Annotated in this window: 15 protein-coding genes and 1 pseudogene; 8 read left to right on the top strand and 8 right to left on the bottom strand. The window is 70.8% G+C overall.

Annotated elements, in window-relative coordinates; all coding sequences use genetic code 11:
* Positions 1-118 precede the first annotated feature (118 nt).
* Positions 119-2,992 carry an excinuclease ABC subunit UvrA gene (uvrA, locus tag OV208_RS28920; RefSeq protein WP_267577150.1) on the top strand — a complete coding sequence of 958 codons (2,874 nt, stop codon included), beginning with the start codon at positions 119-121 and terminating at the stop codon, positions 2,990-2,992.
* Between the two features lie 44 nt (positions 2,993-3,036).
* Here uvrA and OV208_RS28915 read toward each other — a convergent pair.
* Positions 3,037-3,495 (bottom strand): annotated as a pseudogene (locus tag OV208_RS28915) (transposase); the annotation flags it as partial.
* A gap of 222 nt (positions 3,496-3,717) precedes the next feature.
* On the opposite strand from OV208_RS28915, the gene OV208_RS28910 reads away from it, so the two are divergent.
* Positions 3,718-4,122 (top strand): hypothetical protein, encoded by a 405-nt coding sequence (locus OV208_RS28910; protein ID WP_267577149.1) that lies wholly within the window; start codon positions 3,718-3,720, stop codon positions 4,120-4,122.
* Positions 4,123-4,150: 28 nt separating this feature from the next.
* Here the strand turns inward: OV208_RS28910 and OV208_RS28905 are convergent, their stop codons facing one another.
* The gene (locus OV208_RS28905) at positions 4,151-5,941 is read right to left on the bottom strand and encodes a fibronectin type III domain-containing protein (protein WP_267577148.1); all 1,791 of its coding nucleotides are present in this window, start codon (positions 5,939-5,941) and stop codon (positions 4,151-4,153) included.
* 415 nt (positions 5,942-6,356) lie between these two features.
* Here OV208_RS28905 and OV208_RS28900 point away from each other — a divergent pair, with 415 nt between their 5' ends.
* From OV208_RS28900 to OV208_RS28890, 3 genes are all read left to right on the top strand, one after another.
* Complete coding sequence (locus OV208_RS28900) at positions 6,357-7,832, top strand: PLP-dependent aminotransferase family protein (protein WP_267577147.1); 1,476 nt, start codon at positions 6,357-6,359, stop codon at positions 7,830-7,832.
* Positions 7,829-10,843: a serine/threonine-protein kinase gene (locus tag OV208_RS28895; protein WP_267577146.1), complete on the top strand. Its 3,015-nt coding sequence runs from the start codon at positions 7,829-7,831 to the stop codon at positions 10,841-10,843. The genes OV208_RS28900 and OV208_RS28895 overlap by 4 nt, the downstream gene beginning before the upstream one ends.
* Positions 10,844-11,505: 662 nt before the next feature.
* Positions 11,506-12,291 (top strand): hypothetical protein, encoded by a 786-nt coding sequence (locus OV208_RS28890; protein WP_267577145.1) that lies wholly within the window; start codon positions 11,506-11,508, stop codon positions 12,289-12,291.
* A gap of 99 nt (positions 12,292-12,390) precedes the next feature.
* On the opposite strand, the gene OV208_RS28885 is transcribed toward OV208_RS28890, so the two are convergent.
* Entirely contained in the window at positions 12,391-12,522 is a 132-nt protein-coding gene (locus OV208_RS28885; RefSeq protein ID WP_267577144.1) for a hypothetical protein, read from the bottom strand.
* 3 nt (positions 12,523-12,525) lie between these two features.
* On the opposite strand from OV208_RS28885, the gene OV208_RS28880 reads away from it, so the two are divergent.
* Both OV208_RS28880 and OV208_RS28875 read left to right on the top strand, forming a co-directional pair.
* Entirely contained in the window at positions 12,526-12,903 is a 378-nt protein-coding gene (locus tag OV208_RS28880) for an alpha/beta hydrolase family protein (protein ID WP_267577143.1), read from the top strand.
* A gap of 171 nt (positions 12,904-13,074) precedes the next feature.
* On the top strand, positions 13,075-14,520 hold the full coding sequence (locus tag OV208_RS28875) for a POT family MFS transporter (protein WP_267577142.1): 1,446 nt from the start codon (positions 13,075-13,077) through the stop codon (positions 14,518-14,520).
* 3 nt (positions 14,521-14,523) lie between these two features.
* On the opposite strand, the gene OV208_RS28870 is transcribed toward OV208_RS28875, so the two are convergent.
* Positions 14,524-14,898, bottom strand: a complete 375-nt coding sequence (locus OV208_RS28870) for a hypothetical protein (protein WP_267577141.1) — start codon at positions 14,896-14,898, stop codon at positions 14,524-14,526.
* A gap of 87 nt (positions 14,899-14,985) precedes the next feature.
* On the opposite strand from OV208_RS28870, the gene OV208_RS28865 reads away from it, so the two are divergent.
* Positions 14,986-16,245, top strand: a complete 1,260-nt coding sequence (locus tag OV208_RS28865; protein ID WP_267577140.1) for a TolB family protein — start codon at positions 14,986-14,988, stop codon at positions 16,243-16,245.
* Positions 16,246-16,337: 92 nt separating this feature from the next.
* Here OV208_RS28865 and OV208_RS28860 read toward each other — a convergent pair whose 3' ends face one another.
* The 4 genes from OV208_RS28860 to OV208_RS28845 form a co-directional block, all read right to left on the bottom strand.
* Positions 16,338-17,726: a peptide MFS transporter gene (locus OV208_RS28860; protein WP_267577139.1), complete on the bottom strand. Its 1,389-nt coding sequence runs from the start codon at positions 17,724-17,726 to the stop codon at positions 16,338-16,340.
* Between the two features lie 102 nt (positions 17,727-17,828).
* Entirely contained in the window at positions 17,829-20,756 is a 2,928-nt protein-coding gene (locus tag OV208_RS28855) for an ATP-binding protein (RefSeq protein WP_267577138.1), read from the bottom strand.
* Positions 20,753-21,538: a methyltransferase domain-containing protein gene (locus OV208_RS28850; RefSeq protein ID WP_267577137.1), complete on the bottom strand. Its 786-nt coding sequence runs from the start codon at positions 21,536-21,538 to the stop codon at positions 20,753-20,755. Before OV208_RS28850 ends, OV208_RS28855 begins: the two co-directional genes overlap by 4 nt.
* On the bottom strand, positions 21,538-23,997 hold the full coding sequence (locus OV208_RS28845) for a PilZ domain-containing protein (protein WP_267577136.1): 2,460 nt from the start codon (positions 23,995-23,997) through the stop codon (positions 21,538-21,540). Before OV208_RS28845 ends, OV208_RS28850 begins: the two co-directional genes overlap by 1 nt.
* Positions 23,998-24,281 lie beyond the last annotated feature (284 nt).

The following is a 24,281-nucleotide window of genomic DNA, read 5'->3' as shown; positions in this document are numbered from 1 at the left end:
TGGGGCGCCCGGCCGGCCCGGGGGATGCGGGAGGCGGCGCGGGGCGTTCAGACAGAATCCCTCCGGTAGGGCGGCTTTGCGTTCACCGGAACACCCTTTCAGTGATAAAGCGCGCCCCATGTCCGAGCCCGACGTCATCTCCATCCGTGGTGCCAGGGAGCACAACCTCAAGACCGTCTCCCTGGACATCCCGAAGAAGAAGCTCGTGGTGTTCACCGGCGTGTCGGGTTCCGGCAAGAGCTCGCTCGCGTTCGACACGCTCTACGCGGAGGGCCAGCGCCGCTACGTGGAGAGCCTGTCCTCCTATGCGCGGCAGTTCCTGGGGCAGATGGAGAAGCCCCGCTACGACACGCTGCGCGGCCTGTCGCCCACCATCTCCATCGAGCAGAAGGCGGCCAGCAACAACCCGCGCTCCACGGTGGGCACCGTCACGGAGGTGCACGACTACCTGCGCGTGCTCTACGCCTCCATCGGCGTGCAGCACTGCCCCCAGTGCGGGCGCAAGGTGGGCAAGCAGAGCGCGCAGCAGATTGTCGATGAGATCATGAAGCTGCCCACGGGCACCAAGCTCCAGGTGCTGGCGCCCATCGTCACCAACCGCAAGGGCGAGCACAAAGATTTGCTCACGGAGGCGCAGAAGCGCGGCTTCTCCCGCGCGCGCGTGGACGGGAAGCTGCGGGAGTTGGAGGAGCGCATCGAGCTGGACAAGAAGTCCAAGCACGACATCTCGCTCGTCATCGACCGGCTGGTGTTGAAGCCGGACCTGCGCACGCGCCTCACCGACTCCGTGGAGACGGCGCTGCGCGAGGGCAAGGGCACGCTCATCATCACGGATGAGAAGGGCACGGCCGCGTCCGACCGCGTGATGAGCGAACTGAACGCGTGCCCCGCGTGCGGCCTGTCCTTCGGAGACCTGACGCCCGCGTCGTTCTCCTTCAACAACCCGCTGGGCATGTGCACGGACTGCAACGGCCTGGGCACGCGGCCGGAGATGGACGCGGACCTGCTGGTGCCGGACCAGACGCGCAGCATCCGCGACGGCGCCATCGAGCCGTGGGCCAGCGGCATGAACCGCGGCGAGGGTTGGACGGCGGACTTCGTGGAGAGCCTGGCGGCGGCGTTCAAGATCGACCTGGACGTGCCGTACGCGAAGCTGACGAAGCGGGAGAAGGACACCCTGATGAACGGCGTCAAGGGCAAGTCCTTCACCGTGGAGTGGGGCGACAACGGCCAGTACCAGATGGAGTGGGAAGGCCTGCTCGCGCGCACGATGCGCAACTTCAAGACGACCACGTCGGAGGCGCGCAAGGCGGAGCTCCAGAAGTACTTCAGCGACAAGCCCTGCCCGTCCTGCAAGGGCGAGCGCCTGCGCCCGGAGAGCCGCGCGGTAAAGGTGCACGAGCGCACGCTGGTGAACCTGAGTCAGCTGACCATCACCGACACGCGCACGTTCCTGACGAAGTTGGATCTCTCCAGCCAGGAGGAGAAGATCGCCCAGGAGCTGCTCAAGGAGATCCGCAGCCGCCTGTCGTTCCTGGTGGACGTGGGCCTGGGCTACCTGACGTTGGACCGCACCGCGTCCACGCTGTCCGGCGGTGAGAGCCAGCGCATCCGGCTGGCGTCGCAGATGGGCAGTGAGCTGACGGGCGTCATCTACATCCTGGACGAGCCCTCCATCGGCCTGCACCAGCGCGACAACGGCAAGCTGCTGGCCACGCTCAAGCGGCTGCGCGACCTGGGCAACTCGGTCATCGTCGTGGAGCACGACGAGGAGACGATGGAGGAGTCCGACTACCTGGTGGACTTCGGGCCGGGCGCGGGCGAGCTGGGCGGACAGGTGGTGTCCCAGGGCACGCCCAAGCAGGTGATGGCGGACGAGAACAGCCTCACCGGCGCGTACCTGTCCGGGCGCAAGGAGATTGAGATTCCGGAGTCACGCCGGCCGCCCAATCCCAAGCATCAGATCTCCATCGTGGGGGCGACGGAGAACAACCTGAAGAACGTGGACGCGGACATCCCGCTGGGCATCTTCACCGCGGTGACGGGCGTGTCCGGCGCGGGCAAGTCCACGCTGATCAACGAAATCCTGTATCCGGCGCTGGCGCGGGCCCTCTACGAGAGCCGCGAGCGGATGGGCAAGCACAAGTCCATCAAGGGCCTGGAGCACCTGGACAAGGTCATCGACATCGACCAGCGGCCCATTGGCCGCACGCCGCGCAGCAACCCGGCCACGTACACCAAGGTGTTCGACGCCATCCGCGAGGTGTTCGCGATGACGCCGGAGGCGCGCACGTTCGGCTACGGCCCGGGCCGCTTCAGCTTCAACATCAAGGGCGGTCGCTGCGAAGCGTGCGAGGGCGACGGCGTGAAGCTGGTGGAGATGCACTTCCTGGCGGACGTGTACGTGCCGTGCGAGGTGTGCAACGGCAAGCGCTTCAACGAAGCGACGCTGCGCGTGCGCTACAAGGGCAAGAACATCGCGGAGACGCTGGACATGAGCGTGCGCGAGGGTGTGGAGCACTTCGGCGCGCACAAGGACATCCTGCGCGTGCTCCAGACGCTCACTGACGTGGGCCTGGGCTACCTGCGGCTGGGCCAGCCCTCCCCCACCCTGTCCGGCGGCGAGGCGCAGCGCATCAAGCTGGCGCGAGAGCTGGCGCGCGTGGCGACAGGCCGCACGCTCTACATCCTGGACGAGCCCACCACGGGCCTGCACTTCGAGGACATCCGCAAGCTCTTGTCCGTGCTCAACCGGCTGGTGGAGGCGGGCAACTCCGTGCTGGTCATCGAGCACAACCTGGATGTCATCAAGAGCGCGGACTGGCTCATCGACCTGGGGCCGGAGGGCGGCGCGGGCGGCGGACAGATTCTCGCCGTGGGCACGCCGGAGGAGGTCGCCCGGGTGGAGGCCAGTCACACGGGCCGCTACCTGAAGCACGTGCTGGGCAAGGCGCGCAGGGCCCGGGTGGGCAAGCGCGTGGACGCGGCGTAGGCGCCCTTCCGGAGACTGGAAAGCAAGGAGGGGACGGGGCCTCCGACGACCGCGAGTCGCCTGAGGTCAAAGAGGTTGCGGCGCGTGCCGCGATAACGGGCCTTCGGGCCCTGGCGGTTGGCGAGATGTGCCAGGCAATGCTCGACGCCGACACGCTCGCGGAGTCCTGCGCGGCCCGCGCGCGACTGGAGACGTGAGCGAAGACGCTTCTGGAGCCGCTCGTCGTCACCCATCGTGACGCTGCGACCCCTGCCGGACGCGGCCTGGGTACAACTGGAGCGCAGCTTGCGCGGCCCGCAGGCTTCCGGGTCGAAGTGCACGACGGCGCCGGGTTCGAAGGGCTCCACCTCGCCAGCAGGGCACGTGAGGGTGCCGTCGCGGATGTTCACTTTGAAGTCGCGCTTGCCGAAGAGTCCGGGCTTCGCGCTGGCTCCTCGCCACGGCCGGCAGACGACGTCGCCGCCGCTCTCCAGCACGTCTTCGGCCAGGGTGCTGTTGAGGTAGCGAGTCAGCGGAGCCGCGACGCACGACTTCGACTGTTTCGCCACCCAGGCCATGAGACGGTCGAGCTGCCGGCACAGGCGATTGAGTGTGTCAGCTGCGTGTCCTTCGGTGGGGAGTTCCAGCCTGGGAAGGAGCGCTGGCTTCCGGCCCTCGGCCGGGCGCGGCGGCGGCGGCTGTAAAGAACACTGGTGTCGACACCACCGCGGAGCTAATCCCGTCGCATGACTCGTCACGCCTGGCTGGGATTGACGCTGTTGACCGCCTGCGCTCCGAACGACATCGCGCGGTCGTCCTGTCAGAGCGTGATGATGGCCACGCACGAGCCGTGGGAGTGCACGCTCAGCGGTGAGCGAATCGGACGCGCATCGTCGATCGAGTTCGACACCGCGTCGAAGAACCACGTCGCCCAGGTGAAGTTCGCCATGCAAGTCACCAAGGGGACGCTGCGGGTCGGTTACCGCGACCTCGACGGCGACAAGCAGCTCGTCGTGACTCCGGCGTCGCCGGCATCGCTCGAGATGCGGACGCGCCTCCACCGCGAGCGCCGCTCGTTCACGCTGTATTTCGAGCCCCTCGGCGGGCACGTGGAGGGACTGACGGGCACGGTCGACTACTCCACGCCGTGAGCAAGAGTCGGCGCCGGGGGCCATCCCCCTACCGGTAGTCCACGTGCAGGGCCGGGACGTAGTCGATGGAGCCGCCCGTCTGCTCGAGGCTGCAGTAGCTCGTGACCTGGTTCTGGTTGTCCCAGGTCTGCCCGCCCCAGCTCGGCACGCGGTCCGTGATGGGGGACTGCCCCACGTAGAGGCCGTTCGAGGGCCAGGTCCCGCTCGCCCAGTTCTTCACGACCGTCGTCACGTCCCAGGCCTGCGCGCCGCCGGCCGTCGGCGCCGGCAGCCACCACGAGCCTGCCGTGTAGACCTGCGGCAGCGTGTTGAAGGTCACCGTGGACGGGCTCCAGGGCCCGGCAAGCGCCCGGACCAGGTAGCGCGCGTCGGACACGGGGTGTGGGGCGAGGGTACAGGGGTACATCACGAGCGCCGCCACGAGCACGCTCCTCCCCGAGAGCGCCGCCGTGTCGAACCGGAGCGCCGAGCCACCACAGTTGTGGAAGAGGGCCTGCCCGCCCGGGCCGAGGGTCCAGGTGAAGAAGCAGCCCACATCATTCGGTCCGGAGGGCAGGGTCACGTTCTGGTTGGCGAGCAGCGCGGTGCTCTCCATCACGGTGGCGTCACCGGTGGTGCGCAGCACGGCGCGGGTCGCGGTGGTGAACGAGACTCCGTTGGAGGGCGCGGAGCTCGTCGTCCCCTTCACCGCGCGCACGCGCATCCAATAGGCCGTCGCGGGCGTGAGGCCGCTCACGCTCGTCATGGTCATGTTGGCGCCGAGGCGGAAGGCCTCGGTGAAGGGCCCCGCCGCCCCGGTGGCGTACTCCACGGAGTACCCCGTCTCGTCCTGGGCCACGTCGGTCCAGGCGAGGCTCACGCTCGTGGCGGAGATGACCGTCGCGGTGAGCCCGGTGGGCGTGGCGATGACGACAGGCGGCACCGTCGTCGCCGAGACTGGCGCCGTGTAGCCCGAGGGCGACCACGGCGGCCCAGAGGGCGTGGGGGCGAAGAGGGGGAGCGTGCGGAACCGGTAGTGGTAGGGGGTGCCCGGCACGAGGCCCGTGTCATCCCACGTACCGTTGGGCGGCCCGCCGAAGACGAAGTTGCCCAAGCGGGCCACCTCGGCCCAGGGGCCGGTGGCGGACGGCGCGCGCTCGATTGCGACGCCGCCGCAGATGTTCCAGGTCCAGCCGAGCCGGAGCGAGGTCTGCGACAGCGCGGAAGCCGACGTGCCCTCCGTGGCCGGGCAGAACGTGCCGATGACGATGGGGCCGTTGTAGACGGAGACCTGCACCCAGGCGGAGGCGCCCGCGACACCCACGGCCCGCACGCGGTAGTTGTTGGTGGCGAAGACCGGGCTCTCATGTACCCAGCCGGTCGAGCCCGCGGGGAGCGTGACTGTCGAGCCCCAGGGGATGAACTCGCTGGAGTGCTGCACCTCGTAGGCGGTCTCGTCGGTCGCGGCGTCGGTCCAGGAGAGCCGCGCCACGCTGGCGGACGCCACCACCTCCTGCACGCCGGTGAGGCCGGTCGGCGCGTTGGGCGGCACCGCCGCGGCCGTGCTCACACCCACGACGGAGGTGAACGCCGACGCGCTGGCGCCATTCACCGCGCGCACCCGGTAGAAGTAGGTGCTCCCGGTGGCGAGGCCCATATCGCCGTAGCCCAGGGCCGAGGCAGGCGGGCTCGCGATGAGCGCGAAGGGCCCGCCGCTCGCAACGGAGCGCTCGACCTCGAAGCCGGTGAAGGCTCCGGACGGCGGCATCCAGGTGAGCTCCACGCCCTGGGAGCTCGTGGCCCGCGCGACGAGGTTCGTGGGCGCGGATGGCACTGCCACGCCGCCGCCGTCTCCTCCGCCGCCGTCTCCTCCGCCGCCGTCTCGTCCACCCCCGTCGCCGCCGCCTGCTCCACCACCGTCTCCTCCGTCCCCGGCGACTCCCTGGCCGCCGTCTGCTTCTCCATCGCCGGCCCCGTCGGTGGGCCCGCCACCGCACGCGGCAAGCGCCACGAGCGAGACCAGGAGGAGTGCACGGCAGGTGCGGGGCGAGGCGCGAGGCATGGAGACTCCGGTTGAGAGGAACACCGAGGCCGACTATTCCCCTGGCCCGCGGCACGGGGGAGGTGCACTCGCGACAAGTCGGCTGGGCCACCCCTGAGCGGGGGTAGGAGGCTGGCTCACCTTCACTCCACCGCGAGCGAAGCGGCCGCCCGCGACGTATCGTGTGGCCACGCCGCCAGCAACCGGAGCAGCCGTGGCCCCCGGCATCCCCACCATCACCCTCGACCCGCGCTCCAACCGCCCGGTCTACCTGCAGATTGCGCATGCGCTCATGTCCGAGATTCACCGCGGCCGGTTCCGGCCCGGCGACGCGCTCCCGGGCTACCGCACGCTCGCGCAGGGACTGGGCGTGTCCCGCAACACGGTGATGGCCGCGTACCGCGAGCTCTCCGACGAGGGATGGCTGGTGGCGGCGCCGGGCGAGGGGAGCACCGTCGCACCCACGCCGCCGCGGCGCCTTCCGGGCACCTCCGAGACTCCGCCCGGGCCCGCGGCGGAGCTCACGGGCGCCGGCATGGGCTTCGACCTCCGCCGGCCCCCAGACCCCGCGGTGCCCGACGCCGCCCGCAATCTGCTCCGCGTCGCCACCGGCAACCCCGACCCGCGCCTCCTGCCTGGCGCCGCGCTCGCGCGGGCCTACCGCCGCGCGCTCACCGTGAATCCGCGCGGCACGCTCGCGGTGGACGACCCGCAGGGCCACCCCACCCTGCGCGAGGCGCTCGCGCGCACGCTGCGCGCGGCCCGCGGCGTCGCCGCCGCGCCGGAGCGCCTGGTGGTCACCCGCGGCGGGCAGCTGCCGCTGGCCCTCGTTGCCCACGCCCTGCTCGGGCCGGGCGACGCGGTGGCGGTCGAGGCGCTCGGCGCGCGGGACGCGTGGGAGGCCTGCGCCCGCGCCGGCGCGCGCTGCCTGCCGGTGCCGGTGGACGCGCAGGGGCTCGACGTGGACACCCTCGAGCGGCTCCTCTCGACGGAGCGGCTGCGCGCGGTGCTCACCACCCCGGTGCGCCAGTACCCCTCGGTGGTCGCGCTCTCGCCGGAGCGCCGGGCGCGGCTGCTCGCCCTCGCGGCGCGCCACCGGTTCGCCGTGCTGGAGTCCGAGCACGACGCCGAGTTCCAGTTCGAAGGAGCGCTGCCCCCGCCGCTCGCCGCGGAGGACCGCGCGGGCGTGGTGGTGCTGGTGGGCTCCCTCTCGAAAATCTTCAGCCCCGGGCTCCGCCTCGGCTTCGTCCACGCGCCCGCGCCGCTCGTGGCGCAGCTGCGCTCCGCCCGCGACGCGCTCGACCGCCACGGTGACCCCGCGCTCGAGCGGGCGATGGCGGAGCTACTCGAGGACGGCGAGATCGAGCGCCACCTCAACCGCATGCACCCCATCTACCGCCACCGTCGCGACGTGCTCGCGAACGCGCTCTCGGAGCACCTCGGCGCCGCGCTCACCTTCGACCCGCCCACGGGCGGCCTCGCCCTGTGGGCCCGCACGCGAGAGGGGCTGGACGTGGACGCCTGGGCGCGGCGCGGCCTCGAGCGCGGGGTCGCCTTCCAGGCCGGCCGGCAGTTCGCCTTCGACGGCGGCGCCGTCCCGGGGCTGCGCATCGGGTTCTCCAACTACGGCGACGCGGAGCTGGTCGAGGTCGCGCGGCGGATGGCCGAGGCCCTCCCGGAGGGGCAATGACGGTGGAGCTGCAGCCGCTGGACGGGCGCGTCGTGCTCAAGGGACTGCTCGGGGAGGGCGGGATGGGCCAGGTCCACCGCGCCTTCGACTCCACGCTCGAGCGCGCGGTGGCGGTGAAGTTCCTGCGCGGCGACGACCCGCGCGAGACCGAGCGGCTCGTCCTCGAGGCGCGGCTGCAGGCGCGAGTGGAGCATGAGAACGTGGTCCGTGTGCACGCGGTCGGCTCGCTGGAGGGCCGCGCGTGCCTCGTGCTCCAGCTCGTCGAGGGCAAGACGCTCGCGGACCTCGCCGCGGGCCTCACGCTCGCCACCCGGGTCGAGCTGGTGCGCCAGGCGGCCCTCGGGCTCGACGCCGCCCATCGCCAGGGGCTCGTGCACCGCGACGTGAAGCCCGACAACGTGCTGGTGGAGCAAGGGCCGGGCGTGCCGCTGGCGAGGCTCGGTGACTTCGGCCTCGCCCGCGGCGAAGAGGGCGGGCTCACCCACTCCGGCTTTCCGGCGGGCACGCTCGAGTACATGGCGCCCGAGCAGCTCGCCAGCGCGGGCCCGGTGGACTTCCGCGCCGACGTCTATGCGCTCGGCGCCACCCTCTACGCGGTGCTCGCCGGGCACCCGCCGTTCCACGGGCTCGCCGAGGCGTCGGGGCGCTCCGAGCCGGCGATCCTGCTCCGCCGCATCCTCGCCGATGAGCCGCCGGCCCTCGGCGCCGCGGTCCCCCGCGAGCTGGCGCTCGTGGCCGCGTGGGCGATGCAGAGGGAACCGGCCGCGCGCTACCCCTCGGCGCTCGCGTTCGCCGAGGACCTCGGCCGCTTCCAGCGCAGCGAGCCGGTGCTGGCGCGGCCGCCGACGCTCGCCTACCGCGCCACGAAGTGGGCGCGGCGCAACCCGGTGGCGGCGCGCGCCGCCGCCGTGGCGGCGGCGGCGGTGGTGCTCGGCGTGGCGTGGGCCGCGTTCGCCGAGCGGCGGGCGGGCCTGGACGCGCTCGAGGCCGCGCGGCTGGGCGCCGAGGCGCAGCGCATGGAGAACGCGATGCGCATCGCGCACCTGTCGCCCGCGCACGACCTCTCGCCGGTGTACGCGGCCATCCGCTCCTCCGTGGACGCGCTGCGGCGCGCGGACGGCAGCGCCGGAGCGGCCGCGCGGGCCTTCGCCATCGGCCGCGGCCTCCAGCTCCTCCATGACGCCGACCCGGCCCGCGAGGCGCTCGAGCGGGCGTGGACGCTCGGGTTCCATCACCCCGAGGCGGCGCTCGCGCTCGGCCTGCTGGACGGCGAGCGCTACGCGCGCGAGCGCGCTCAGCTCCCGCGCATCGACGACCCGAAGCGGAAGGAGGGCCGAATCGCCGCGCTCCGGGCGCGCTTCCGCGAGCCCGCCGTGGCGCGCCTGCGGCTCGTCCCCGCCGCGACCGGCGCCGACCGCGACCTCCTCGAGGCCCGCATCGCGCTCGTGGAGGAGCGCCATGCCGACGCCGCCGCGCTCGCCCGGGGGGCGCGCGAGGCCGGGGCCGACCCGCTTGAGGCGAGCACACTCGAGGGCGAGGCCTGGCTGCGCCGCTCCCTTGAGGTCTACGAGACGCGAGACCATGACGGGACGCTCACGCCCCTCGCCGAGGCCCTCCCGGCGCTCCGGCGCGCGGCGGAGATAGGACGCAGCGCCCCCCGCCCCCGCCTCCTGCTCGCCCAGGCGCTCATGCACGAGGGCATGGTCCGCCAGCAGCGCGAGCCGGTCCGCGCCGACCGCTTCGATCCGGCGCTCGCGGTCCTCGCCGAGGGGCTCGCCCTGGACCGGAAGGACCCGGACCTGCTGGTCGTGCGCTCCGAGATTTTCGCGGAGAAGGGGCGGCTCGCGCGCATGCTCGGCACCGACCCGGGCCCGAGCCTCCTCGCCGCGGTCACCTCCGCCGACGCCGCGACGCGGGCCGCGCCTTCGAACCGCTCCGCATGGGAGCGGCTCGCCTGGGCCTGCCTCAATTACGCGCGCGAGCTGCGCGATGCCCATTACGAGGTGGGCTGGGCCTGGGAGAAGGGCATCGCGGCGGCGACGCGCGCGGGCGAGCTCTCTGCCGAGTCGAGCGTCCCGCCCTCGCTGCTCTCGCAGATGTACGCGGACCGCGCCGAGACCACCGGCATCCGCGGCGGCGACTCGACCGGGGACATCGAGGCGGCGCTCGTCGCGGCGCGCCGGGTGGCGGAGATTGGAGACCGCCCCATCGTATCGCGCATCATGCTCGCCCAGGCCATACGCCAGGACGCCACCCGGCGCTGGTCCGCCGGCGAGGCGACCGACGCGCGCTATGCGGAGGCGGCCCACATCATCGGCGAGGCCTTCTCGAGGGCCGAGGGCCAGTCGGCGCTCGCCGGCTTCGGCGTGCAGATTGCGGTCCTCTGGGCCGAGTCCGTGCTCCTCGAGGGACGGGGGCCCGGCGACGCGCTGGCCGCGGTGGCTCCCTGGGCCGCGACGCTGCGGACGCGCGTCGACACCGACATCATCGCCGCCGCCCAGCTCGCCGAGCTCGAGGTGCTCGAGGTCCAGGCCGCGGTGCTGGCGGGACGGGACCCCGGGCCCGAGTTCGCCCGGGCCGGGCCGCTGCTCGAGAAGGTGGTGAAGGCCGGGGTCTACCCGGCGATGCGGGGCCGGATGGCGGAGGTCGAGCTGCACCGCGCGGCGTGGCTGGCGGGCCGCGGGCTCGACCCCCTGCCGGCCCTCACCGCCGCGGACCGGTACGCGCAGCTCATGAAGGCCGAGGATGCGAGCAGCCCCGACGGCTGGCGCCTGGAGACGGAGGTCGTGCTCGCGCGGCCCTCGCCGCTGGCGGCCGACCTCGCCCGGGCGCGCGCCGCCATCGACAAGTCCCTGACCTTCACGCCGGAGGACCCGCGCCTCCTCGCCCTCCGCGGCCACGTGCTCGCCGCGTCGGGGGACCTCGCGGGCGCACGCGCCGCACTCGAGCAGGCCCGGACGCGGAACGGCCGTCTGGCGTGGGTCAAGTCGCTGCAGGCCAGGTTGCATTAGCGCGTCTCGGGGGGTGGCCCCGCGCGCCCGGCCGCCAGGCAGGGGCCCCGATGCCAGGGGCCCTGCCCTTCCCGCTCGCGACGCGCCCTACCCGCTGTGCCTACCCAAAATTTCGTCCCTACCTCACGGAGCATCAAGACACGCGTCATGACGGATGCGGCAGGTCTAGCGGGTGGACTGTCGAGTTGATGATGTCGGGGATGTCGGGGCACCCAGTTCGGCCCGGCGCTGCTTCCGGCATGGCCCCGAATCTGCGGGCCTTGGAGTGGGGGGGGAGGGCGGACGCTGGAACGTCCAAGCTGTGCTGGGGCCTTGGTGCTTCTCCCTGCCTCGCCTACACCGAAAGTCGACGACCACGCGCGCCTCGCTCACTCGCACTGACGCAATGCCGAATGTGGCCTTGACGCACGCATGACGCAGCGACCGAATCTTGGGTAGGCACACGCGTCAACGGATCCGGATGACGCGTCAACGGATCCGGATGACGCGTCAGCGGGCTCGCCGGCTGACGCGCTGGAGCCGGCACCGGAGGAACCTGACTCCCCCTCCGCGGCGCCAAGGCCTCGAATCCACTCCGCCTCCTTCCCCTCAACTCCGGCTCGACGGGTGTGGCCCGCCCCTTGCTGCTCAGTCAGACGAACCCTTGATGTGAGGAGATGCACATGATTCTCACGACCATTGCTTCAGCCCTTCTTGCCACCACGCCCGCCCCGCAGGCGTTTCCCTATTGCGGCGCGGACATCCAGCTCAAGTCGTGGAAAGGCGACTACCTGCACCGCCCCGATGGCCAGCCGGCCGTCACCTCGTGGAACACCGGCCCCGGCAACACGTGGAAGGTCGAGTGCGGTACAGACGGCAAGGTGCAGCTCAAGTCGTGGAAGGGCGACTTCCTGCACCGTCCCGACGGCCAGCCGGCCGTCACCTCGTGGGGCACCGGTGTCGGCAACGCGTGGACCGTCGAGTACTCGGGAGAGAAGATCAAGCTGAAGTCGTGGAAGGGGGACTACCTGCACCGCCCGGACTCCGCCCAGGGCGTCACCTCGTGGGGCACCGGCCCCGGCAACGAGTGGACCGTGGAGTTCGCCGCGTGCGGCAAGAAGGTCCAGCTCAAGTCGTGGAAGGGTGACTACCTGCACCGCCCCGACGGCCAGCCGGCCGTCACCTCGTGGAACACCGGCCCCGGCAACACGTGGACCGTCGAGTGCACGGGCAGCAAGGTGCAGCTCAAGTCGTGGAAGGGCGACTACCTGCACCGCCCCGATGGCCAGCCGGCCGTCACCTCGTGGGGCACCGGTGTCGGCAACACGTGGTCGCCCGAGTTCGCCAACGGCAAGCTCAAGCTCAAGTCGTGGAAAGGCGACTACCTGCACCGCCCCGACACCGCCCAGGGCGTCACCTCGTGGGGCACCGGCCCCGGCAACGAGTGGGTCATGGTCATGGTCCCCTGAGCGGGTGCGGGAAGGTCCGGTGGGGTCCTTCGTGACGGGAAGGACCCCGCTCCACCGCGAAGCGGGGCCCGGGCTTCACATTGAAGGCAGGCGCGTTCGTCACGCCCAGGCCTTGCGTACCTCCGCGTAATCGTTCCGGAAGAACGGAACCATCGCCCCGGCCTTGAACTCCGCCGTGAACTCCCGGCGCGGCCTCCGGGGCTGCCTCTGCTTCTCATCAGTCGCGGACATCCCGTGCTCCTTCCATCACATCTCGGGTGTCCACGGAACCGGGCCACTCCCAACCGCACGCTCACGCCCTTCGGGTTCCAGGGCGAACGGCGCACGCTGTGGGAAGCCCCCGGCGTGTACCAGGACGCCTCCGCCTTCCTCGTGGCGGATCGCATCCGCGCGCCGCTGCTGCTCATCCACGGCCAGCGGGACACGAACCCGGCGACGCCTTTCTTCCAGAGCGAAGCGCTGTACCGGGCCCTGGAGCGAAGGCAGGTGCCCGCGAAGCTCGTGGGCCTGCCGGGCGAGAACCACGTCCTCCAAAGCCGCGACGCCATCCTGCACGCGCTGTGGGAGATGGAGGACTGGCTGGGCCGCCACGTGGCGAAGCCCGCCAGGTGAAACACGCGCGGGGATCCGCGCCCACTGTCACATGCTGTCTGGCGTGGGGACATGGGCTCGCGTGCCCTGTCGTGAGGCCAGGGGGCTGACGGTGGAGTCCCGCTGAAGGCTTGGGTAGGGTTCGCCCTTCGCTTGCCCCACTTCCCCCGTCTCCCGGGAGCCCGCAGCTTCATGGCCGAAACCACGACCGCGCCGTCCAACCGCTTCCCGCCGCAGATTCCGTACATCATCGGGAACGAGGCCTGCGAGCGCTTCAGCTTCTACGGGATGCGGAACATCCTGACGGTGTTCTTCATCGACTACCTGCTGCGCACGCACGTGCCGGAGACGGGGGCGCGCGAGGCGCAGGCGAAGGGCCTGTTCCACCTGTTCATGGCGGGGGTGTATTTCTTCCCGCTCATCGGTGGGTACCTGGCGGATCGCTTCTTCGGGAAGTTCCAGACCATCTTCGCGCTGAGCCTCGTGTACTGCGCGGGGCACGCGTGTCTGGCGCTCTTCGAGGACAACGCCACGGGCTTCTACACGGGCCTGACGCTCATCGCGGTGGGCAGCGGCGGCATCAAGCCGTGCGTGTCCGCGATGGTGGGTGACCAGTTCACGCAGAGCAACAGCCACCTGGTGAAGAAGGTCTTCGCCATCTTCTACTGGACCATCAACTTCGGTTCGTTCTTCGCGTCGCTGTTCGTGCCGCTGCTGATGACGAAGTTCGGGCCGGCGGTGGCGTTCGGCGTTCCGGGCATCCTGATGTTCGTGGCGACGGTCATCTTCTGGGCCGGCCGCAAGCACTACATCCTGGTGCCGCCCACGGGCCCCAACCCGCACTCGTTCCTCAAGGTGGTGTTCAGCGCGTTCAAGTCGGCCGGCCCCAAGGGCAGCCACTGGTTGGATCGCGCGAAGGCGGACCACCCGAAGGAGGCGGTGGAGGGTGTGAAGGCGGTGTTCCGGGTGGCCGGACTGATGCTGCCCTTCATCCCCTTCTTCTGGATGTTGTTCGACCAGAAGGCGTCCACCTGGGTGGTGCAGGCGCGCGCGATGGATCCGCACGTGGGCAGCATGGTGTTCCAGCCCAGCCAGATGCAGTTCATCAACCCGCTGCTGGTGATGATGCTGATTCCGTTCCTCACCGCCATCGTCTACCCGGCCTTCCAGCGCATGGGTTGGGAGCTGACGCCGCTTCGGCGCATGCCCATGGGGCTGGTGTTCGGCGCGGTGTCGTTCGTCATCGCCGGCTTCTTCCAGGTGGTGATGAATGGCGGGGCCACGCTGAACATCGCGTGGCAGTTGTTGCCGTACATCGTGCTGACGGTGGGAGAGATTCTCGTGTCCACCACGGGCCTGGAGTTCGCGTACACGCAGGCGCCCCGGGAGATGAAGGGCACCGTGCAGAGCGTGTGGCTGGTGACGAACACGCTGGCCAACGTGGCGGTGGCCATCGCCGCGGCGCTCAACGTCTTCACCGGCGCGGGGCAGTTCTTCTTCTACGCGGGCATGGCGCTGGTGGCCGCGGTGGGCATGGCGCTGGTGGCGCGCCGCTTCGTCGTGCACGACTACTTCCAGACCGACGCGACGGCCCCGCTGGATGGCCGCACGCCCGGAGTGGAGGCGAAGCCGGCGTAGCGCTCAGGGGTCGGACTTCAGGACCGACTCCGTCCGGACGCTGCGCGCCTCGATGACACAACCATCCCGGGTGTCAGGCACCCGGGCCCGGTCATCGTAGGGGTCGAGCGACACATAGACGGAGCCCGACTCCAGCAGGAGCGCCTTGTAGCCGGGGACGAAGAAGAACGCCTGCTCCGACGTCCAGACGAAGTCGAACCGCGTCACCTCCGTGAAGCGCATGCGCAGCTCCCGCACGGGCTTGTCCGCGCGCGGGATGCACGTGGCCTCCAGGACCAAGCCACCGTATGCGTCCGCGTGAAGGGCGAGGCCCGTCACCGTCGAGTCCAGCAACCACCCCAGCTCCTCCACGGCCTGCTTCCCCTCGAAGACGTGCATCCCGGCATCCTCCACCGGGGCTCCTGTTCCCCCAAGTCAGCGAGGCCGTCGGTGAGACTGGAATCGAAGATGCGAAGGGGGTCGAGAATGGCCGCGTTCTTCCTGCTCCTCGCCGGAGGATGTCGAAGCCAATCCCTGCTCACCGACGGGCGAACCCATGATGCCCTCCCCGGACAGGAGGCCTCACCCGCCAGGCGCATGGGCGGGGGGCCCTGGCTGCTTCAGGTCCGCGAGCAGGACCTGTGGGTCCGCACCCCTGCTGGGGACAGCGAGTACGCGCTGACACGGACCGGGCGGGTGGTGGCCACCCGCCCCTACGGAAACGGGCTGGGATGGAGCGGCGTCGCCATCTCTCCCGATGGGCGCCAGGTGGCCTATGTCGAACGCCCGGAAGCGCAGGAGCACGAATCCCCGGGCCGATGGGCCCTCCTGTGGATCGTCAATTCGGATGGCTCGGGTCGACGCATGCTGCTGGACCTTCGCGAGCACGCGCTGGCTCCGGGTCCGTTCCGCGCGGGCCCCATCCTCTGGTCTCCGGACGGCGCCCGGATCGCATTCTCCCTGGAGTCCTTCAAGCGAACCGGTCCGGAGCCGCGGCCCTGCCCGCTCGCGGAGATCCACACGGTGGAGGTGGGTTCGGGCAAGGTGGAGCGGCTCTTCGAGAGTCCAGCGCGCGGGATGCTCACCCCCCGAGGGTGGAGCGCACAGGGAACCTTCTCCTTCTCGCTGTTCTCCTGTGAGGCAACCGCCGAGGACGGGAAGGAAGGCCGCTTCTTCGAATTCGAGCCAGGAAGAGGCATCCGAGACACGCACGCGCGCGGTGCGGTTTCCTCCGACGGGGTGCATACGCTCCTGCTGCCATCGCCGCCGGAAGCCGGGGTTCCCACCGCGTTGCTGGATGGAAGGAAGGTGGATGCCCCTTCCGAAGTCGACACCCGACTCGTGCGCCACGTGGCCTGGATGCAGCACCAACCCGTGGCCTATCTCACGACCTACTCCGGACAGCCTCGCTCCTGCGCCTTCGACCGTGTGCCTGCACCCGCGCTCTTCCAGGCGAACTTCGACGCGTCGCGGCCGGGCATCGAGCCGAGAACGGGACTGGGTGGACTCATGGTCCTCGCGTTCTCACCCGACGACGCACACGTACTCGCCGCGACGGTCCTGCTGCGCACCCAGGCAAGCGAGGTGTGCTGGCCGGACACCTTCGATTCGCTCCTGGTGATGGAACGCGCCCAGTTGGAGAACAGCCCCACCCTGACCGCGCTCTCCGCTTCCAGCATCCGGATCGACGTGCCGACATCGAAGATGGGTCCAGAGCTTCAGGGCTTCGTGGGCTGGGTGCGGTAGCACTCGAAGCCACGAAGAACGCCGGAGCGCTGTGACAGCGCCCCGGCGTCGGTCTTCAAGCAATCCAGGCCAGGGGCCCGGAAGGCATCACATCAGGTGGCCGCTTGCGCCGCGCCGCCCTGCTGCGGGCTGGCCGGCACGGGCGTCACTTCATCCGTGCCGTGCATCATCCGCTTCAGCGAGGGGGCGAGGAACAACAGGATGACACCCGCCAGGCCCGCGCCGACGACGATGGTGAGGAACACGCTGAACTCACCCATCTTCTCCGAGTAGCCGCCCAGCACGCCGGACAGCTTGTTCGCAGCGGCGTTGGCCAGGAACCACACGCCCATCATCGCGGAGACGACGCGCATGGGCGCCACCTTGCTGACCATGGACAGGCCCACCGGGGACAGGCACAGCTCGCCCATGGTGTGGAAGAGGTACGCCATGATGACCCACCACGCCGCCGCCTTACCGTCCGCCGCGCTCTCCTTGGAGGCGCCCAGCATGAAGGCGAAGCCCACCGACAGGAAGATGAGGCCCAGGCTCATCTTCACCGGGATGCTCAGGTCCTTGCCGCGCGCCGCCAGCCCGCTCCACAGCATCGCGAACACGGGCGCCAGCGCGACGATGAAGACGGAGTTGAAGTTCTGGAACCACGTCGTGGGCACCACCCAGCCGAACATGGAGCGGTCCACCTTCTGGTCCGTGTAGAGGTTCATCAGGCCGCCGGCCTGTTCGAAGCCCGTCCAGAAGGCCACCACGAACAGCGCGATGATGAAGATGACGATGATGCGGTCCCACTCCTCGCGGGAGAAGCCGGACTTCTGGCCCTCCGCCGACGCCGTCACCGACGCGGCAGGACGCGGCGCGGGCGCGAGGCCCACCTGGCCCAGCATCCGGTTCTGGAGGGCCAGGAAGATGATGACGCCCAGGGTCATGCCCACGCCGGCCGAGCCGAAGCCCCAGTGCCAGCCCACGCGCTCACCCAGCGTGCCGCAGATGAAGTTGCCCAGCACCGCGCCCAGGTTGATGCCCATGTAGAAGATGGTGAAGGCACCGTCGCGCCGGCCGTCGCCCGCCGGGTACAGCCCGCCCACCATGGTGGAGATGTTCGGCTTGAAGAAGCCGTTGCCCACGATGAGGAAGCCCAGGCCCGTGTAGAAGATGCCCGCGCCTGGAAGCGCCAGCAACAGGTGCCCGATGATCATCAGCACACCGCCCAGCAACACCGCCTTGCGCTGTCCGATGTAGCGGTCCGCGATGTAGCCGCCCACGATGGGCGTCAGGTACACGAGGCCCGTGTACGTGCCGTAGAGGCTCAGCGCATCCGCCGTGGACCAGCCGAAGCCACCCCGCACCTTGTCGGTGAGGAAGAGCACCAACAGGCCGCGCATGCCGTAATACGACATGCGCTCCCACATCTCGGTGGCGAACAACAGGTAGAGGCCCGGGGGATGCCCCTTGCGGGCCTCGCCCGCGGCGACGGTGCTTTGCATGCCGTGAGTTCCTCGTACTGACTTGGTAGGGGATGAAAGAAAAGACGCGCGACTCTACCAGAGTCACGCGGGAGTCACGCTTTCAGGGAACAACCCCTCCGGTCAGCCGAGCCGCCGCGTCCACCGCCCCCGACCCGTACCGCCAGTCGGGGTGGACGCGAGGGGCTCCGACATCAGCGGGCGCATGGGCAGCCGCACTTCCACCCGCGTGCCCTGCCCCACCTGGCTCGTGATGTGGATGCGTCCGCCGTGCTGCAACACGATGCGGCGGCTCAGCGCCAGCCCCAGGCCGGTGCCCTCGCCCGCCGCGCGCGTGGAGAAGAAGGGCTGGAAGAGGCGCTCCAGGTCCTCCGGGCGGATGCCCACGCCGCTGTCGACGATGGTGACCACCGCGTCGTCGTTCTCCTGGGTCGTCGCCACCCGCACGCGGCCGGTGTCGCCCACCGCGCGCAGGGCGTTGTCGAGCAGGTTGAGCCACACCTGGTTGAGCGTGCCAGGGTCGCCCCAGATGGGGTCCGTGGCGTGGTACGCGCGCTCCACCACGACGCCCGGCGGGATGCGCCAGCCCAGCACGCTGAGCGTGGAGTCGAGCGCCTGATCCAACCGCACCGCCACGGGCTTGTCAGCCGTGCGCACGAAGGACAGGAGCGATTCGGCCAGGTGGCGGATCCGCTGGCCGCACTCCTCCATCACCTCCAGCATGGCGGGGCCCAGGTCCGGGTCGCCGCTCGTGTCCCTGCCCAGGAGCACGTCCTTGAGCGGCATCAGCGCGTTCATCAGCCCGTTGAGCGGGTTGCGCACCTCGTGCGCGAAGCCGGACGTGAGCAGGCCAATGGCCGCCAGCCGCTCGTTCTCCGCCGCGCGCACCGCCGCCTCGCGCAGCCGCAGCTGCGTCTCCACGCGCGCCAGCAATTCGCGCGGGCTGAAGGGCTTGCCCAGGTAGTCGTTGGCGCCCGCGCCCAGGGCCTCCACCTTGGCGGACACCTCCTGGCGCGCGGTGAGCAGGATGACGGGCAGGTCCACCGTCTGCGCATGGGCGCGAAGCTGCACCAACAGATTGAGGCCGGAGAGCACCGGCATCATCACGTCGGACACCACCAGGTCCGGACGGTCCTCCATCGCCCGGCGCACGCCCTCCTCGCCGTTGGCTGCCTCCAGCACCCGGTAGCTGGGCGCGAGGATGTCCGCGATGAAGGCGCGGATCTCCGCGTCGTCCTCCACGACCAGGATGCGGGGCGCCTTCGCGTCCGCGCGTGAATGGTCCTGCGGCTCCGTGGGACGCTGGGCCCCGGAGACGGTCGCGGCCAGCACGGTGGCGAAGCGCCCGGAGCTGCGCCGCTCACGGCGGTTGGAGGGCTCCAGCACCCGGCGCTCGCGCACGTCCTCGCGCACGACGGTGTTGGACTTGGGCAGGCGCACACGGAAGCTGGAGCCCTGGCCCGGCGTGCTCGACACCTCGATGCCGCCCGAGTGCAACTCCAGCGTCTCCTTCACCAGCGCCAGGCCGATGCCGCTGCCCCCGAAGCGCCGCGTGCCGGACGTGTCCGCCTGGGCGAAGCGGTCGAAGATGACGGCCAGGTCCGCGGGCGCCATGCCCTGCCCGGTGTCCACCACCTCCACGTGCACGTCCGTGGCGTCCTCGCGCAGGCGCACGGCGATGCTGCCGCCCGCCGGGGTGAACTTGAGCGCGTTGGAGACCAGGTTGTGGAACACGCCTTCGATGCGCTCCACGTCCACGGACACCGGCGTCAGCGGCCCGCCCTCCAGCGTGAGCATCAGGCCCTGCTTCTCCGCCACGGTGCGGAAGGGCAGAAGCTGCGACGTGAGGAAGGTGTGCAGCTCCAGCGACTGGTAGCGCAGGCGCACCTTGCCCGCCTCCAGCTGCGCCAGGTTGAGCAGGTTGTCGATGAGCCGCAGGAGCCGCTGCGTGCTGCGGTCCAGCGTCGTCAGGTGCTGGCGCACCACCGTGGGCAGCGACTCCGGTTCCTTCTGGAGCGCGTCCAGCGACAGCAGGATGAGCGTGAGCGGCGTTCTCAGCTCATGGCTCACGTTGTCGAAGAACTCCGTCTTCAGCCGGTCCTGCTCGCGCTGTTTGATCAGCGCCGCCTCCAGCTTCTCGTTGGCCTCCGACAATTCGCGCGTGCGCGCCGCGACGCGGTCCTCCAGCGCCACGTTGCTGCCAAACACTTCGTCGTAGCGCTGCTGCAATTCGCGCAGCGAGCCCAGGTTCGCCTGCGCCTGGGCGGAGAGCAGCTCGTCCTTGCGCTGCAGCTCCCGCCGCCGGTCCAACCAGCCGCCCAGCGCGAAGCCGCCCACGCCCAGCGACGTGACGGAGAAGAGCGCGTCGCCCCAGCCCAGGTGCGTGGCCAGCAGGCCCGTCACCATGCCCAGCAGCAGGCCCAGGTAGTGGCCCCACATCGTGGGCGGATCCGTCCACGTCAGGTGGTAGCGGCACGCCTCGCCACCCAGCACCTGGCACTCCGTCTCCTTCACGTCCGCGGGCGTCAGACCCCAGATGGTGGGAAAGGACGCGAACTGGCCCATGCGCAGCTCGCAGATGTTGCGGTTCTGCTCCGGGATGCTGCTGCGGTACGACAGCTTGAGCCGCTTGTGCTCCAGCAGGTCCACCGTGAACGCGCCCACCCGGTTGTAGCTGGGGGAGAAGTCGATGGTCTGCTTGTAGCAGGCGCGCGGAGAGCCGAACGCGCGCAGCATGTAGAAGACGAAGCCCAGCGCCTGCGGGGATGCGGTGAACAGGCCCGCCTCGCGCATGAACTTCGAATCGCCGGAGGCTTCGCGCAGCGCCACCGCCACGCGCTCCAGGAAGCGCAGCGAGACGTAGTTCGTCGGCGTGCGCATGTAGTCCAGCCCCAGGCTGAACCCGTTGTCACGCCACAGCTTCGACAGGCGTTCGGCGCCGTAGCGGTGCTCGAAGTAGAGCAACAGCGTGGACGTGGCGCGGACGCTCACCTCCGGGGCGTTGTCCGGCGACACATCCTGCACCTTCACCGCCGGCAGCCGACCACTCACGTCTTGGTTCCTTCGGTCACCAGCGTGACCGCATATTTGAGTCCCTCCGGGTCCGCCAGCATCGTGAGGAACTCCTCACAGTGCGCCCGGTAGGCCGCGGGGCCCCCGAAGGCGGGGACAGCCACGGGCGCCAGCGCTTCGAAGCGCGTCTCCCAGTCTCGCAGAAGCCGGGCCTCCGCCGCGCCCGGGGCCATGTAGAAGGGCACCATGTGCACGCGCACGTCGGCGAGGCCCGCGCGGCGGAAGTCGGAGAACATCTTGCGGCCCACGTACAGGTCGAAGCCGCGCGCCTCCAGCGCCTCCACGATGCGCTGGGTGCCCTGACGCAGGTGTTCCGGGAAAGGCCAGTTCTGGAAGCCCAGGCCATCAATGTCGGACACCACCACCCGTCCCCCCGGCCGCGTCACGCGGATGAGCTCCGCGAGCGCCACCTGCCGGTCCGGAAGGTACTCGAAGACGTACTGGCTCCACACGTAGTCGAAGGTGTCCGCCGGCAGGCCGGTCGCGCGTACATCCGCCTGGAGGAAGGTCAACTGGGGGCGGTGCCGGTTGCGCGCCTGGGCCTCGGCGATGCGGCCCTCGTGCACGTCCACGCCGGTGACGTGGCCGCGCTCCCCCACCCGCTCCGCCATCAGCTCCGTGATGCCCCCCGGGCCGCACCCCGCGTCCAGCGCCCGGTCCCCGTCCTTGAGGCCGGTGAGGCGCAGCACGCCGCGCGTGTCCTGGGACTGCTCCTGCTCCAGCAGGCGCCGCGCTTCTCCCGCGGATTCCATCAGGTACATCACCGCGCCTCCTGGTCCTGGTCCTGGGCCGGGGACATGGCGGCGCGCGCCTCCGCCCGGGCCTCGCGGGCCGCCCGACGGGTGGGGGCCTGCCGCTCGAAGAGCGAGCGCCAGGCCTCGCACCAGCGGCGCACCATGGAGCGGTGGAAGGTCCATTCGGAGAAGCGGCCCTGGTCCACGAAGCCTGCCTCCAGCAGCACCGGCACGTCCGCCGCGTCCACCAGGCCCAGCGCCGAGGGCCGGCCGCGCTCACACGCGTGCTGGCGGCACCGCGCCGCGAGCGCCGCCACCGCCTGGCGCGCGTCCGGGTGCGCCCGGTCCGGCACCACCAGGTTGAAGCTGTTGGAGACCTCGATGAGGCTCAGGCCCGGGGTCGCCTCCTCCTGGAGCGCCATCGCGAGCGGCCGCGTCGGCCCGTCCACCACGAACATCCGCCGCTCCCGGTGCAGCCCCACCGCGCGGAAGCGCTCGCCCAGCTCCTGTTCGGCCCCCAGGTCCGCCAGCAGGTCCTCGCTCAGAAGACGCACCATGTCGCCCTGGGCCCGCAGGTACATCTCCAGCCACTTGCGGTCCTCGGGGCCCGCCTCACGCACGGCGGGCAGCGCTCCCGGCGCGACGATGGAGGGGGCGTCCCGGTCCGCGCGCAGGTAGTGGAACTGGCGCAGGTGGCACAGCCCCTGGCCCTCCAGCACACGGGCCAGCCACGTCCCCAGCCGGTGGGGCCAGCGGTTGTCGGTGCGCCACATGTAGCGGATGAACTCCACGTCCTCCATCGCCTCGCCGACCTCCACCGCGAGCGACGTCAGCTCGCTGGAGACCTGCTCGCTGCGCCGGAAGCCGGGCAGCACGGCCAGGTGCTGCACCAGCCACGTGCCGGAGTGCATCCGCAGCCCGTTCACGTGGCCCAGGGGCCGGTGCCCGTCGGTGTAGACGAGCGAGCGCCCCAGGTCGCGCGCGCGGCCCAGGCGTTCATGCAGATCTTCCAGGGCGGGCAGGACGCGGGGCTCCTCCCCGAAGGGGTGGTCCGGGTGGAAGGTGTAGCGGGCGTCCTGCATCATCCGCCAGAGGTCCGGGAAGCGGAACACCGTCCCGTCCTTCACCTGGGGCGAACGGGCGGACACGAACGCGTCCACCACGGCGTCGCGCACCGTGGCCGGCATGTCCAGGATGCGCACCCCGCAGCGGTAGGGGCGCAGGCGCTGATCATGCCGGGCCTCGAACGGGACGACATCCACCGAGCGCACCTCCACCCGGCACGCCACCTCCGAACCGTCCGGCAAGAGCAGCGCCGCGTCCAGGTGGGAGCCCGCGGGCAGCACCTCGCACGACGCGTCGATGGGGAAGGCGAACCCGTGGCCGCCCAGGTCCAGCACCGCGCGGGTGATGCGCTGGCCGCCGAAGGGCGAGGTGAAGCGCACGAGGAAGCGGTGGTCCACCGCGGGCCGGAAGCGCTGCTGCCCGCGCCGGTTCTCCACCGACAGCGAGCGGGGCAGGCCCAGCGACACGCTGTCCTGCGCGACGTGGAGCATGCTGGTGACGCCCGAATAGTGCTGGCCGCCCATCTCGAAGCAGAGGTGGACCACCTCGCCCACGCTGGCCGGCAATCCCGGGGCCACCACGCCGCGAAGGATGCCGCGCTCGTCCACCGGATCCACCGTGGCGGACTCCATCCGGAAGTGCGCCGCCTGGCTGTCCGGCGGATGTAGCCATAGGGGTAGCTCGCGCCGGAGCGCCTTGCGCAGCGCGGCCAGCACCGTCACCGGGTCGCGCAGCGTGCGGGGCGGCGCCGCGCCGGACTCGTCCGGCATGGGCCGCCAGGAGATGCCCACGCGCAGGAACGACCGCCCGTCCTGGTGCACGGGCGTGGCGTGGCGCACGTAGGCGCGGCCCACGTGGAGCACGGGCCGGCCGTCGCGCACCATGGACAGCCCGTCCAGGACCGTGCCCGGGAGGAAGGCCGCCATCGACGCATCCATGGGAATGCGCAGGGCCGCGCCGAAGTTGCCCAGGTCCTGGCACTCCGCGACGAAGGGCTGGTCGCGCAGCAGGAAGTCCACCCGCATGCCCGCGTCCAGCGCCACGCGCGTGGAGGCACGCAGTTGGAGGATGTCGCGCAGGCGCAGGCCCAGCTCCCCTTCCGACAGCGCGTCGTCCACGGTGCTGAAGACGTGCCCTTCCGCGGCGGTCTCCACCAGTTCCTCCAGCCCCAGTTGATCCGACCGGGAGCAGACGAACACGCAGACGGCCTCCGGAGCGGCCCGGTCCACGTGGCGCAGGAAGCGCCGCGCGTTGTCCGCGGGGGCGATGATCAGCGTGGGCACCGACGCTTCCATGCTCCGGGTGGCCTCCACCTGCGAGCCCACCGCCGCCACCCGGTGAGCCCCCAGGGCCGCCACCAGCGCGCTGCGACGGGCTTCGTTGGGGTGGACGACGAGGACTTCGTGAGTGGGCACGCTCATGGATTTTTCCCGACGCGCAAGGGCCACACCGGCGCCCGCGCAAGGCGCCATTTCTGTAGACGCGAGGCCTGGATTGAGCCCCGTTCCCGCCAGTCGCATGTCTTGAGTGTCCGAGCCTGGTGGATGTCCGCTGCCAGCGAGCCCGCGCTGTGACGCCTTCCCGGTGAGCCGCCAGCAAACCGCTGCGTACTTTACCTGCTCCTATGGATTAGGTGATGTACGCGAGGGTAAGAGACTTTTCGGAATAGGTTAAAGTGCGAAGTCACCACAGACCCCCTGCTGGG

This window comes from Corallococcus sp. bb12-1 (genome assembly GCF_026626765.1).
Taxonomy (GTDB): Bacteria; Myxococcota; Myxococcia; order Myxococcales; family Myxococcaceae; genus Corallococcus; species Corallococcus terminator.
Note: the sequence above shows the minus strand (reverse complement) of the source record. Positions and strands in the feature narration are given on the sequence as shown.